Below are 14,517 nucleotides of genomic sequence, written 5' to 3'. Positions count from 1 at the left end.
AAAACAGTGTTCTCCAAAAGAGTGCGCTGTTTTTTTTAATACAATACTTTTGATTTGAAAAAATAAGCTTGTTCGTTATTTTACAATTTTTTACCCGCAGGAATGACTTGCTTTGTAGAAAAAATTACAATGAAAAAGTTACTTATTCTAAGCACGCTGTTAGTGCTTGCCCCTTGGTGTAATGCCCAGACTAAAAATCTTATGAAAACGGTAAGAAACTCTATTGAAGCCAGTAATACAATCTATGCCGACCTGGCAAACAAAAATGACGGATCAATTCTCACAAGGTATACGAATGATGCCTGTCTGTTTCCTCCCAGTGCAGCACCGGTTTGTGGAAGAGAACAAATACTCAATTTTTTTAAAAACGGACCTAAGGTGCATGTTAAATTTACGATTCAAAACCTGTACGGAGATGGTAAAACATCGGTTACTGAAGAAAGTTATTACGAAATGACAGACTTAGAAGGTAAAAAGCTGGATGACGGAAAAGTAATCGTAATCTGGAAGAATACAGCCGAGGGTTGGAAGATGCACAGAGATATGTTCAGTAGCAATCATCCTGCAAAATAAAATTAAAAACCAATATTGACAGCCTGTTGAAGATCTATATCATTTTTAATTAGCGAATGTCTGGATGCAGAAGGAGTGATGCCTGTAAATTTTTTAAACTCTTTGATAAAATGGGCCTGATCATAATAACCGCAGTCATAAGCTATAGCAGTAAGTGATTCCGGGGTGTTGAGAACCATTTGAAGACTTTTATTAAATCTGATGACAGCCGCAAAAGCAGAAGGGCTTATGCCCATATTCATAAGATAAAGCTTTTGAATATATCTTTCTGATAACCCTGAGTCCTGGGCCAAAGCAGGCAAATCTAATGTGTGATGATTCATGAAAAACTGCTTGCTGAGTTCATGAAGGATTGTGGCTTTCTTTACACGGCCTTCATTTTTTTTCAGCTGTTGAATAAAGTACGTTTCTAAAATATTAATTTTTGCATGAAGACCATCGGCCTCCATGATGCGGTCATACAAATCCCTGCTTTCACTTTTTGCTACATCATACATATCAGTAGCGTAGTTCGTGAATTCTGACAGAGGATCAGAAAAGAATAAAGTACCGGCATACGGATAGATCCGTGCTATCAGTACCGAAGTTCCCTGTGCAACGGTAAGCCGGGTGGGAAGAGTGAGATGTCCCAAAAGCTCTATATCCGGAGTATTCTTTCTTTTTCCATTGATAATAGTAGCCGCAGCACCACCGGAAATATTGACGATCAGGTCTATATATCCGCTGGGATAAAAGACTTCATCCCTGAGATCCTTGTCAATGCTAACAACGGTATAACTTTTTATATAAGGTGCTAAGCTGGCGGAAGGTGAAATTTGCATAGCTGGTACTGGATGTTAATTCGTTGAGAGATAGTTTCTTCGAAGTTAGGAATAAATATAATAGGAAGAGAAAAGAAGAGTGTCAAATAAAAATTTTCCGGTTAAAAGTATGTCCGGTTTTTTTTGCAGTGGCAATTTTGAAAACCTATTCCGTATTTTTGCAGACAAATAAGCAATTAAGCTGTTTATTTCAAAACATGAGCAATATATTTTCTGACAACCGGCAAATAGATGTGGTATCTTCTTTCTCAGAACTTGTAAGTCGTAATTTTCAAGGAACTATGAATGCCATTTGCTGGCATCGGAATTTAGTTGGAAATTTTGCAGAAATCGTTTCTCAACTGCAGTTAAAAGAAGATGTAACGGTGGTTTCCGCCCAGGATCTTTTGGCACTGCAATTATCAGAAGAAGGAGATGCGGCAAGAAAAATGATCTTAAATGATTTACAGTTATTGACTGACTTTGGAGCATCTCCGGTTCTTAATTTGCTGAAATGCTATGAACGGGATGAAGAACTCGGTTTCATTTCAACAGATGTATATTCATATCATGTAGACCGTTCACCCATCGGGACAGATACCTTTTTATGTACTTATCATGGAACAGCAAGCGATATCATTTCCAATGATCAGGTCGAACAGAAAATTTTGATTCCTGAAATCCGGGAACAGCTCAAAAAACTACACGATGGCCCAGAAGAAGAATTTGAAGACTTTCTCAAAGAATATTTCTTTGATCTTCATTATCAGCCTAAACCCAACGCAGAACCAGTAAATTTAGGAAAAGGCCATCTTTGGAGAATTGCTGTAGATCATCCGGAACAGCAGGCGCTGCCATGTATTCATAGGGCTCCTGTAGAAAACGACGGTGAATATCGGTTGCTGTTGATTTGCTGATATATTATATGTTGAAATAATAAGTAAGATGTTCTTTTACTCTTGCCTATGGCTTTTAGTTACACTAAATAATCCTTACCTTCAATATTCCCAATTGCAAATTCATGTTCCAGCAGCTTGAGTTTTCCGGTCTTGGTATAAGGACGGTTGTAGATGTCCTTCAATATATCATTTTCGTTAACATTGGGAGCCTGAAGATCTCTTAACTTCTGTACTTTACAGGAGTTTTTTTGATGCTTGTTTTTTTACACAATTTAATGATCATTTCCTCTTAGGCTTAATAGCTAATCCAATATTTTAAATTGCTAAAAGAGTTTTCGACATTTAAATATTGGCAAAATATAGAAATCTAGATTTACAGTATTAAAGTTTTTCTTAAAATTTGCATTGATTTAATAGCTTACATTCGGTATTGATTTTCTGTAATTTACAATAATGTTATATCTATGTGATACCTCAAAATTACCACTTATAATAAATTGAAGTGTATAATTGTAAAGCTCATAATCAATATAAAGTGATTTGTGAATAAAACAACAATGAAGTCTAACAAACCAAGGATTTATTATGAAGAATAAATTAATTTTCGCATTTTTTATTTCACTTTTATTAAGTGGAATTTCTTTCGGGCTCAAAGATAGGTTGAACAAAGAATCAACATTGATGATGGAAAATCACTATTTATTAAGTTTAATTATCTTATAAATTTGATATTTTTCAACTAAACTTTTTAAGATTATGTAAATATAAAATCAAGGGTAGTAAAACGCTACCTATCAGATTAATAAGTAATATTGCTTGTATATTGTTCTAAAATACTTTTGTTATTTATAATCATATTCAGCTATTGGTAGAGATAATGTCTTTTAGGATAATCACTATAATTTACTATAAGATTCTTAGTTAAAATACCTAAACCTACATTTGTTTTTTTAAAATGATCATAAATTATTATTTTTTTGTTTAATTTTGGTGTTACTTTTTTACCTAGCTAAAATAATTCCAAAATAAAATTATTTTATTACATCAGCTGCTATGTAAAATAATAAATATTAATCCCCCATTTGCTACTTATTACCTGTTAATAACCGGTTACCAATTGGTAATCTGTATAAAAACATTTTTAATTTAAATTGTAATATGAAAAAAAAGGAGGAATTAAGCCCTGAATGTATAAAACATATTCGTGTTGTAAAAGATAGAGTAGACCTATTAAATAGGAAATGGAAAACATTCATTCTTGATAAACCTTATTATACTGGAAAAATAAGGTTCAGGGTCTTAAAAAGACAGACGGGAATTACCCCAAATGCACTTCCAAAAGAGTTGAAAAATTTAAAAATGAATAGTTTGGTCAAACAAACAGAGAACAATAGCCTGTTTGTTTTCTATAAAGCATGAGTTGGCTGATTTTGGAAAAAGGTTGCATAATAATATGATTGACATTCTGGAAAGAGCAGTATCGAAAACATAGAATAATTAATGAAAGAAGGAGAGATTAAAATGTAAATTCTAAACTCCTTAAAAAGTAATATTTAATAATGGATTCTAATGAAGTTTCTTCCACTTCGAAACATTATCAATTTTTTTTTAACCTGTCATTAAAATTATTTTAGTCTTACTTATTTTATTAAATGTGTTAACCATTAACCAATTCTGAATACTACAATTTGAACTCTATTGCTCTTTATTACTTTTAAATTTGTTATGAAAATTATGTTAAAAAATATTCTATATATTATTATAAGTTTATTGGCTTCCAAATCTTTAAAATCTCAGGAATGGTCTTCTTTTTTTGAATCTTCAAAATCAAGAGTTGAAAAGCAAAAAATTAATATTCTTTTGGATTCAGCAGAAAAGAAATATCAGATAATGGATATTGAAGCCAGCTATCAGTATGCAGATAAAGCACTCAGTTATAGTAAAAAAGCTGATTATTCATTAGGAAGAGCATATAGCCATTTTTATATTGGGCATGCAATGATTAGATTTTTAAGATTCAATACCGGGTTAAAACATTTGATGCTTGCTGAAAAAGAAGAGTATTCTAAAAATGATCCTCTTTTAATGGCAGAAATTTCAATAACATCTAGTATACCATCTGATTACATACCGTCTTTTTCTATTAATGACGCAAAAAAAGAGTTAAGGAAAGGATTTGTATTTATTGATAAAATAGAAGATAAGAAAACTAGAAATCTCATTAAAATTAAAGCATACAATAATTTCAGCCGTATGTATTTTAATGAAGGAAAATGGGATTCATTATATTATTCTTTAAAAAAAACAAACGGAATTATATCTGAACAACATGGGATAGATATTCCTGCTCAGCAATTAACTGAATTTTATATGTATAAAGGTTTGTTACTATCTAAAAAATTAAAACATGATTCAGCTAAATATTATATAAATAGGTCTATGAGCATTGCCAATAAGTTCAATTATAAAGACAAATCTCGTATCTATCTTGCCTTAGGACTGATGGCGGAAAAACAAAAAAAAAATGACTCAGCACTCATTTATTATCTTAAATCTCTGGAAAACATGGAGGAACTTGGTAATCGATACAATATACCCACCATTCATTACCAGATCTCAAGAGTATATCGTGAGCTAAAGAATTTTAAAAAGGCAAATGAATATGATGCAAAAACGGTAGTTTTACAAAACAATCTTCAGTCACAAAAAGAATATGATGATTTTTCCAAAACTGTACTTAATAAATTTTTATTGTCTCAAAAAGAAGATGAGGCAAAAAAAGACATATATATGTGTGCTTTTGCAGCAATTTTATCCTTGTCAATTATTTTGTCAATTTATTATCTTATAAAAAAACATAAGTCAGCAAAAAAAACAATTAATGATCAAGAAGAAGTCATAGCAAAAGGGAATGAAAAGAATCAATTACTTGAACAAAAAGTAAATGAATCCTTTAATATTATAATTCAACTTGCGAAAGATAGCGATCCAGGGTTTCTTACAAGATTCGGGGAGGTTTACCCAGACTTTATTAATGCTCTTCTTAAAATTGATCCTAAATTGATGACTAGTGAACTGACTTTTTGTGCATACTTATATCTCAACTTTTCTTCTAAAGAAATCGCTCAATACACTTTTGTAACCCCCCGGGCTGTCCAGATTAGGAAAAATCGTCTAAGAAAAAAATTAAACATATTATCTGATGAGGATATTTATTTATGGCTTAAAAATCTCACTTAATTTTATTCTCTATTTCAATTACTGATATAATGGCTCAAGGAAAATTTATTGGATATATCTTATTCATTTACATTTCACTTATATACAATAAAGTTATTTATTATATATATCCGCGATCTGTTACCGACTTATTATATTCGTGTTACTAAATTTATCGATATTTCTTTGTTGGAATAAAAGTAAATAATTGATTATGTTGTCGTTGTTTCTTGGGAAAAGGAGATGTGATACCAATGTGATATTTGTATTTTTTGTTCTATTCTCTCTTATTTATAAGTTTGACATACATTAAAGTTTAATAAATTATTTAAAAACATAATACTCTGTATTAATTATTTATAGATTTTATAAATGGAAAACTTAAAAGATATTCATATCGGTTTTTTTATCAGGCAATCAACTATAGAATATAAAATAGATTCATCACGTATATGTAATTTTTTCAAATGTACAGATGCAGATGTTGAACAAATGTTCCGTTCCGCAAGTTTAGACACCAGAATACTTTTAAAATGGAGCAAGCTTTTGGATTATGACTTTTTCAGATTGTATTCCCATCACCTCATATTATATTCCCCTACGAAAACCGGTAATTCACGATCTACAAGAGATAAACCATGTACAAAACTGCCACAGTTTAGGAAAAATATTTATACGAGAGAAATCATAGAACATATTATTGAGGTAATTTCAAGTAACCAAATGACTAAAGAACAAGTTATTAATGAATATAGAATACCCAGGACTACTTTACATAAATGGCTTCAAAAATATAGAATATAATCTTGATTAATCCAATAAAGAAATAAAGTAAACATCCATATTTTTCTTCAAAATGCGGGGTATTTTTCTATCCCGTGTTTTGACTTTCTACACAAAAAGATAGCCTTTTTATTATAAAAAACTTATTTACCAAAACAAATGAAAAAAAATATTGTGCATGCTATTTTCCCAAGCTTTTTGTTATCAGGTTGAAATAGATACAATCTCTAAAAGTGTATCTTAATACCTATTGTTGCTGTAAAAGGTCCACAGAGATAGCTGCAGACAGAGCTTGTTTATATCTGCAGGTTTACGGTAAAGATGAAGATGCTTGCTTTATATAAAAAATACTGGTTCTGCATTGGTGGATAAACCAATTAACTGCTAATCTATGAAATTCTTTTTAGTCATTTTTAACGTGTTACAAAACCAAATTCTATTCTGGGTTAGTAGTTTTTAAAGGACAGGCTTAGGTTTAAAATCTAAGCCTTACTTAAAATTACCGTTTTGCGATAATATTTTTTCTATTAATTATTCAATATAAAACTGATTAATTATTAATTACATATAGGAATAATATTAATTATGGGTTCTAAAAAAATCGGCAGCTGCGATTTCTACTTTAAACAATCAAAATATTACTTTACTAGGGCTACAGATCGGGCGATACTTTTGATAATGTATGGTTCATTGTAGTTGTTCTGTCAAGGGGATAAAACTCTTGCTAAAATATCTATGCTTGAATACTAATGAAACAGGGAACAGTATTGAAATTAATAATGTAAATCAATATTAATTATCCCACAACTTACCAATAAACATACAAATGATGAAAAAAAATATATTCCTTTATTTCTTCTTTATATTACTTGCTCTTCCTGTAAAACTGATCTCACAGACGTATCAGTTAACAGGAAATCCTATAAACACTACGGGATGGACAATGCTGGATCCCACAGTAGTTAACGGTGATTTTGTACAACTCACTCCCGATATCAATGATAAATCCGGGTCTATAAAACTGAATGAACCGATTAACTTAAAATATTGTGATAAGTGGCGGGTAGAATTTGATTTTAGAATGGATTCAAATCAAACATATACCGGGGATGGTATAGCATTTTGGTATCTGGCTAATCCGCCAATTGCAAGTATCATTGGCTCTGGAATGGGTGTTCCTAAAAATGCTATAGGTTTTATTACTGCCTTTGACGCTTATAATAATATTACCGGAAAAACAGGAATGAGTAAAGTACATGTTGCATACGGACAAGTTCAAAATACAACAGACACCAATAATATTGAATTTTACAATGTCTTAGGAAGCTCCTTTCACTCCGCAGACCTCAATGCAACACAGCCATTTCAAGGAACAACTTATAAACATGTTGAAGTAAGTGGAGAATTAGATCCTGCAGCTCCTGCCAACTGGATTGTGAAAATAATCCTTGACGGAAACCTTATTGTCAACCAATCTTTTGCTCCTGCAGGTGCTGCGGCAGCAATGAATGTAGGATATTTTGGATTTTCTGCGTCTACAGGAGGAGCAAGAGCAAGACACTCTATTAAAAACGTAAAAATTTATGTAGACAAAATTCCTCTTTTACAAACAGCAATCACCAAGTTCGAGTGTCCTGATTTGAGCGGAATGGCTCATATTGACTTAACAACATTCAATCCGCAGTTTGCAACAAACCCCAACAATTATACTTTCATATATTATATTACTGGAAGTGGAACACCTATTGTCAATCCTACAGACTTTCAATATGATACGGATACAAATATTTCCGTCGTTATCAAAGATCCAACATCTGTATTGTGTGATAATAATGATGCTACAATAGCTTTAAAAGTGGCCCCAACCGTCACTGTAAAAGACACCACACTGAGATCTTGCTTTATAGAAGCAACTCCGGCACTGGGTTCTTTTAATCTGACAACAGCTCCCGTAAGCTCACAAGCTGGAGTTACTAAAAGATACTATCCATCTTTAACCGACGCAACTAACGGAACAAACGAAATTAGTACACCAGCCATATACACTGCTCCAAATGGGATCGTTTATATTAAAGTGACCAATTCAAATGGATGTTATGCTATAGCGAAAGTAACTTTAGTCGTAATAGCTCCTGTACTTTCTACTGTCTTAAAAGACAAAATAATCTGTATTGAGGACAAAACAACCCTAGATGCGGGGCCTGGTTTTGTATCTTATCTGTGGAGTACCGGTGCTACAACTCAAACCATAACAAATGTTGGAGTTGGTATTTATTGGGTGAAATTAAAAACCGGAGAGTGTACCGCGACTCAAAATGTGACTGTATATCCTGCCGAACATCCAGTAATCAACAATGTAGATATTTCATCCAGCACAATCACAGTGAATGTAATAGGTGGAGTTCCTCCTTATCAATATTCAATAGATAATATCAACTGGCAGAGCTCCAATGTATTTAATAATTTACCAAGAGGAGAAGCCAAGATATATGTAAAAGATACCTACGACTGCTTGCCAATTGATATTACTATAACAATTCCTAATCTGGTTAATGTAATTACACCAAATGGAGATGGAATGAATGATATATTAGACTATTCTTCATTGGCTGTTAAACAAAATTTGGGTTTTAGTATTTTCGATCGATATGGTGCACGAATTTACCAGGGTAATCAATCCAATAAATATAAATGGGATGGAAACATCGCAGGAAGAAATATCCCTACAGGAAGTTATTGGTTCTCTGTGACATGGAATGAAAATAATAAAAAGAACACCGCTGTTAAGTATTCAGACTGGATACTGGTGAAAAATAGAGAATAAAAATGTAGGAAGAAAAGATGTGCTTTCTGAATTATTTTTACAGGTTCTTAGAAATTCTTTAGTACTGAATTGATGTAATTGTATTATATATTCTCACTGAAACAAGGTTTATAATTGATGTTTGTATAATAAAAATTGCTTGCTTTTGTAACTGCAAATAATTTCACATAATTACTATTATGGGGTAAAAAATATAAATAAAAAAATTGAAATAATAAAATATCAGAAAATATGCATTTTAGGTATTAAAAATTTAATTAAAACAGTGTGTGATACTAATGTGATAGCCTTGTTTGGTTGATAATTATGTCAAATTAATATTTTTGTAAGTGATTAGTAAAAGGAGATATTATTCATTAGTAAAACTATTTTCTTTATAGGTTTAATGCCTTCATTTCTTCTCATGCATAAGTAAAGTGGTTGAAGGTAAGCTTTGAATTTTCAACAGCTAAGGTTGTATAATTTAGTACATGATTGGATTTAGTTCATGTGAAACTAGATATATATTAATTTAAAAAACATTTAAAATGAAAAATTTAATTACTTTATTAGGGACTTTCGGCTGCAGTATTTTTGTCAGTTCCCAAGTCGGCGTAAATACAACTGCTCCCTCAGCTACTCTGGATATTGTAGCTAGAAACATATCTGCTACAAGTGTTGATGGCGTTATTGCGCCAAGAATTGATAGATTGAAAGCATTAAATATGTCTGGAGTTCCCAATGGAACTTTTGTCTATATTAATGATATTTCAACTGGGACTGCGACAGGGCAAGCTGCAAATATTGATGCAACAGGCTATTACTATTTTGAAGGTACAGCTTGGAAGAAGTTTGCAGGAAGCGGAGGAAGTGGCAGTAATATTTATAATACAGATGGAACACTCACAGGAAATAGAAACTTAAATTTGGGAGGTAACAGTTTAGGTTTTACCGGAACTGGAAATGTAGGTATTGGAACTGCTGCTCCAAATAGTGATGCTATACTGGAGGCATCAGCCACCAATAAGGGGCTTTTAATCCCAAGGGTTGCTCTTACAAGCACAATTACCACTGCTCCTTTAGCTTCGCATACAGCTGGAATGTTTGTATATAATACGGCAACTGCCGGAATATCTCCTAATAATGTAGTTCCGGGAATATATTACAATGATGGCACAAGATGGTATTTAGCCAGTCAGACCTCTAGCAATCAAAGTGGTGCAAGTGTGAATTATCAAGGATTTATTAATGCATCTACTCCTGCTAATTCTGTTATTCAGTTGGGAAATCTTCAAGTCAGATATAATGGTACAAATACGGCAGGTGAAATTTCGGTTAGAAATATGAATAACCATCCAATGTATGCATATTTTTTTGCTGTTTGGGGACACACAAGCGGCGATGGTACACAACACGGTGGTTCTTATACTTTGCAACCTAATACCTGGGTTAAAATTTATGATTATGGTTTTCAAAATTCAGAGGGTAATATAATACAGTTTGATACCTATGATCCAAGCCCGGAAGATGGTGTTACTGTTAAATCTTATAATCTTTCTACAAGAATGTTTTATGCTTCTGAAGTAGGAGCTGCAGGAGATTATATGTTTATGAGATTCTTTAGAAATTAAACACAGATTCTACTAACACAAGTGTAAACAATAAAGTTTTTATTGTTCCAAAACCTCCTGTCAAAATGGGGGTTTTATCAGTATAAGTCTCCGGCTTTTCATCTACTATTGACATCCGGTGTTATATAAACAATAAAAAACAAAGATCAAAGAATTTAGAACACTGCCCTGTTAATGATCGAAGAAATTACTAATAATATTGATTGTCAATTTTTATAATAGCTTTGAATAGCTCTTATTATGGCATGAAAATTACATAATTTATTTTTTATCGGAGTCTGCCGGAACAGCTAAAATTAATTATAAAAGAACTTATCAATGAAAATTACCATCCTTGACGACTATCAACATATCATTAAAGACCTCAATTGTTTTGATATCATTAAAGATGAAGAGGTAAATATTCTGCATCACACAGAGAAAGATCCAGAAAAATTAGCATCCTTAATTGGAGATAGTGAGATTATCGTATTAACCAGAGAAAGAACGGAAATAACTGATGAATTGCTGAAAAATCTGCCGAATTTGAAACTAATCAGCCAAACCGGAAAAATCTCTAATCATTTGAATTTAACGGTCTGTACGGAACATAAAGTCGCAGTAGCAGAAGGTGTTGGTTCACCTGTTGCTCCCGCTGAATTAACATGGGCGCTGTTGATGAATGTGGTCAGAAAAATTCCCCAGGCAATAGAAGGGATGAAAAACGGAGATTGGCAAGTTAATATTGGGGAAACAATTCATGGAAAAACCATTGGAATCTGGGGATATGGCAAAATTGGGCAGAAAATAGCGGAATTTGCGAAAGTTTTTGGTGCTAAAGTATTGGTGTGGGGAAGTGAGAATTCCAGAAATAAAGCTATTGAAGACGGTTTTGAGGCAGCTGGGACAAAGGATGATTTTTTCAGGAATACAGATATTATCACCCTGCATTTGCGCCTGAATAAAGATACAGAAGGTATAGTAAAAGAAACTGATCTTTTGAAGATGAAAGACAATGCGGTTTTGATCAATACTGCGAGAGCAGAGCTTATAGAAAAGAATGCTTTATTAAATGTATTAAAAAGTGGAAAAAAAATATCGGCAGGTATTGATGTATATGATAGCGAGCCTATTTATGACAATAACTACGAGTTGTTGAAGATGAGTAATGTAGTTTGTACTCCGCATTTGGGTTATGTTGAAAAAGAAGGATATGAGCTTTATTTTGGAATAGCTTTTGAAAATGTTATCAACTATATCAAAGGAGCCCCTACCCATATTGCCAATCCAGAAGTTTTAGGCTAAGGTTATCTCATTATAACATCTGAATATGAATATTTTTCTCTTTATCCAAAAAGTAACTCATCTGGTTGAGAACTTCTAGTTACATAAATGAATTCATTGATATTTACAACCTCGTTATTTTTTGGTAACGAGGTTTTTAAAGTTTTGTTGATTTTAGCTTTTTATATGTGTTATTTCCCGATACAAAATGTGAATTATCTTGACTGTCAGTAGTTTAATTCACCATGAGGGGTAAATAAGGTATGCTTTTATTCCAACTATTAATAACTAAAACGAAGTTACAAAAAATTTAAAAACAAACCAATTATAACTGAATAGTAAATAATTCACTTTTTCAATTGTACCTAAAATTTGACAAAGGTTATTTAGGAGTAAAAAATCAAAAATGGTGATATATTTGTTGGAATGTATTGAATATATTCTCCAAAACATGTTTCTTATCCAGAAAGATGTTAATAAGCACTTAAGAGAATTTTCTGCTACAAAAGAATTTAATTCATTTAAAACGTATGATATTTTAGCGGATGCAGTAGAGAATGTTAGAAACACTGCTATATATTTCAGTGAACAGAAAAACGGATCTTGAAAAGATTATAGAAACAGGCAGAGGTCTAAAAAATACTTAAGAATTTTGAGTTCCACCTTCATCCATATGGCGACGCACCATCTTAAGCTAAACGCTTACCCTGACCAAATAGCGAATGCTTTGGATAATTATGAAGTAAGAATAGCTTGTTATCTGAGTTTGCCATTTTTTGTGTTTCTCGGAGACAGACTGTTATTGTAGAAATGATTTAGGAGTAGAAACCATAGTAAAATCCATAACACCTCTCGGAGGAATGTTAAAGGTAGTGAGGCAAGCAAAAATAGTTAGACCACGAAAAACCGCCTATGTAGGAGATTTTATTTTTCTTTATTATTTCAAATTGCATCTAATTTTATCACAAAATAATGTTCGATTGTTTTTTGAGCTTTTCTGCACATTGTTAAAAGATCATTTCTGGATGTCTTCTCGAAATTAAAATCATCCTCAGTTTTAACAATATATTCAGTTACGATTTCAATATTCATTATATTGATTTCTGTTATATCGCTTTTCAGCCTTTGTTCTTCTTTGAAGAAAGGTATTTTGTGAAAAATAGAATTGTTAAACTTAAAAAGATGTATTGTTTTCACTACAAGAATATTTAATATGATGAAAATTTTTGAAATCTATTTAATAAGTTTATCTTTCATTTTTCTATTGATCCATTTATTGGATAAAGTATGTTCTGACGGTCGTGGGAACATGCCTGCTGAAAGTATATATAGTAGGCTGTTCCAAAAATTATTTTTTCTATAGAATTCATGACTGTAGTTAGTTAATACTTTTAAGTATTCGTGTTCATATTTCTTTGCTTCCTGTAATGTGTAATTTTTCGGAATATCTTTAATAATATCCATAGTGGTTTGGTTAAAGATTTTAGGCGAATATTTTTCTATAAAGTCAGATTCAAGCCTGCACATACCAATAAGTGGAATGAATAAAGAAAAAATTTCATCATAAAAGTTACAAATACCTGTTTTCCATGATAAGCTTTCTTCTTCCGGTAAAATTTGGATAGCCAAATGGATGAGTTTTTTATGGCTTGCTTCCAGCTCATCTGTATTGGTTTTGTTTTGCTTCCAGAATATGAATGAATTGATTTTATTTCTTTTAATAATATTCTCTAATAAATATTCAAACTGTATTCTAATGTATTTTATACTGTCGCTTAGATCTTCTAAAACAGACTGCCACAGATTATGCTGGCTTAAACTGCAATGAGTACTAAATACCAATCTTGATTTGTTATTGAGAATCTGTAATTCCTTTAACATGCGAAGAACTTCCTTCGTGTCTCTTTCTAAGGTGATGTTGGTATTTCTGATGTAAAATAAAGAAACAAATTGTGAGTAATAGGCCCTTCTTGAAATATTTTTTTTATTTCTGAGTCCCAATTTGTTCTTTGGATGATTAGTCAGCTTTTTCATTGGGAGTTATTGTATATTATTTTTTTTGATGTCCCTTTTTCAAAGGATTTTTGCTGCCTTATAAGGGAAATAAGATATTGTCTTAAATCTCTGATCGTAATATTTTTCTCTGTAAAAGAAAAAAATAATGGAGTTTCGTCTAAAAGGTCATACAGCTCAGGGAATTCTTTTTGAATCTCAACTGTTTTTTTTAATATCTTTTTTGTTAAAACTGATATGGTATCTATATTATTCATAGCCGCTTTTTATTATTGTTACGATCATCTTAAAGCGTTTATTTCCTTTTATCGAATGAGATATATGGCCAGGAATAATTATGCATTCACCTTCTTCCATAAAATAAGTAGCTCCGTCTATAATAATTTCTGCTTTACCTTCAATAATTTGTGCAACAATGTCAAAAGGAGAAATCTTTTCAGATAACCCTTCTTTGTCATCAAAAGATAAAACACTTATATTGCCGGTCAGTTTTTCCATTATTTTTTTTGCTGACTACAGAATTTGGAATGTAA

General features: G+C 31.8%; 13 protein-coding genes. 8 read left to right on the top strand and 5 right to left on the bottom strand.

Going from position 1 to position 14,517, the window contains the following annotated elements; all coding sequences use genetic code 11:
• Positions 1–129: 129 nt before the first annotated feature.
• Positions 130–573 carry a YybH family protein gene (locus FW781_RS05530; protein WP_149386501.1) on the top strand — a complete coding sequence of 148 codons (444 nt, stop codon included), beginning with the start codon at positions 130–132 and terminating at the stop codon, positions 571–573.
• A 2-nt stretch (positions 574–575) separates the two neighbouring features.
• Here FW781_RS05530 and FW781_RS05525 read toward each other — a convergent pair whose 3' ends face one another.
• Positions 576–1,394: a helix-turn-helix transcriptional regulator gene (locus FW781_RS05525; RefSeq protein ID WP_149386500.1), complete on the bottom strand. Its 819-nt coding sequence runs from the start codon at positions 1,392–1,394 to the stop codon at positions 576–578.
• 197 nt (positions 1,395–1,591) lie between these two features.
• On the opposite strand from FW781_RS05525, the gene FW781_RS05520 reads away from it, so the two are divergent.
• The 7 genes from FW781_RS05520 (at position 1,592) to FW781_RS22360 (ending at position 12,578) form a co-directional block, all read left to right on the top strand.
• Positions 1,592–2,290: a DUF1826 domain-containing protein gene (locus FW781_RS05520; RefSeq protein WP_149386499.1), complete on the top strand. Its 699-nt coding sequence runs from the start codon at positions 1,592–1,594 to the stop codon at positions 2,288–2,290.
• A 1,140-nt stretch (positions 2,291–3,430) separates the two neighbouring features.
• A complete protein-coding gene (locus FW781_RS05515) occupies positions 3,431–3,691 on the top strand; it encodes a winged helix-turn-helix transcriptional regulator (protein ID WP_149386498.1) in 261 nt (86 codons plus the stop codon).
• Positions 3,692–4,006: 315 nt separating this feature from the next.
• Positions 4,007–5,512, top strand: coding sequence for a helix-turn-helix transcriptional regulator (locus FW781_RS05510; RefSeq protein ID WP_172625672.1), 1,506 nt, complete (start codon positions 4,007–4,009; stop codon positions 5,510–5,512).
• 1,591 nt (positions 5,513–7,103) lie between these two features.
• On the top strand, positions 7,104–9,098 hold the full coding sequence (locus tag FW781_RS05500) for a T9SS type B sorting domain-containing protein (RefSeq protein ID WP_149386495.1): 1,995 nt from the start codon (positions 7,104–7,106) through the stop codon (positions 9,096–9,098).
• Between the two features lie 527 nt (positions 9,099–9,625).
• Positions 9,626–10,708, top strand: a complete 1,083-nt coding sequence (locus tag FW781_RS05495) for a hypothetical protein (RefSeq protein WP_149386494.1) — start codon at positions 9,626–9,628, stop codon at positions 10,706–10,708.
• Between the two features lie 318 nt (positions 10,709–11,026).
• Positions 11,027–11,992, top strand: a complete 966-nt coding sequence (locus FW781_RS05490; RefSeq protein WP_149386493.1) for a D-2-hydroxyacid dehydrogenase family protein — start codon at positions 11,027–11,029, stop codon at positions 11,990–11,992.
• 430 nt (positions 11,993–12,422) lie between these two features.
• Positions 12,423–12,578 carry a hypothetical protein gene (locus tag FW781_RS22360; RefSeq protein ID WP_172625671.1) on the top strand — a complete coding sequence of 52 codons (156 nt, stop codon included), beginning with the start codon at positions 12,423–12,425 and terminating at the stop codon, positions 12,576–12,578.
• Positions 12,579–12,913: 335 nt separating this feature from the next.
• Here FW781_RS22360 and FW781_RS05485 read toward each other — a convergent pair whose 3' ends face one another.
• Genes FW781_RS05485 through FW781_RS05470 form a run of 4 tightly spaced genes read right to left on the bottom strand, consistent with a single transcriptional unit; the run spans position 12,914 to position 14,482 of the window.
• A complete protein-coding gene (locus tag FW781_RS05485) occupies positions 12,914–13,168 on the bottom strand; it encodes a heme oxygenase (RefSeq protein WP_149386492.1) in 255 nt (84 codons plus the stop codon).
• A 36-nt stretch (positions 13,169–13,204) separates the two neighbouring features.
• Positions 13,205–14,005, bottom strand: coding sequence for a hypothetical protein (locus FW781_RS05480; protein WP_149386491.1), 801 nt, complete (start codon positions 14,003–14,005; stop codon positions 13,205–13,207).
• Positions 14,002–14,241: a hypothetical protein gene (locus FW781_RS05475; RefSeq protein ID WP_149386490.1), complete on the bottom strand. Its 240-nt coding sequence runs from the start codon at positions 14,239–14,241 to the stop codon at positions 14,002–14,004. Before FW781_RS05475 ends, FW781_RS05480 begins: the two co-directional genes overlap by 4 nt.
• Positions 14,234–14,482: a cupin domain-containing protein gene (locus tag FW781_RS05470; protein WP_317133398.1), complete on the bottom strand. Its 249-nt coding sequence runs from the start codon at positions 14,480–14,482 to the stop codon at positions 14,234–14,236. The genes FW781_RS05475 and FW781_RS05470 overlap by 8 nt, the downstream gene beginning before the upstream one ends.
• Positions 14,483–14,517: the final 35 nt, after the last annotated feature.

Origin of the sequence: Chryseobacterium panacisoli, assembly GCF_008274625.1 — a bacterium.
Taxonomy (GTDB): domain Bacteria; phylum Bacteroidota; class Bacteroidia; order Flavobacteriales; family Weeksellaceae; genus Chryseobacterium; species Chryseobacterium panacisoli.
Note: the sequence above shows the minus strand (reverse complement) of the source record. Positions and strands in the feature narration are given on the sequence as shown.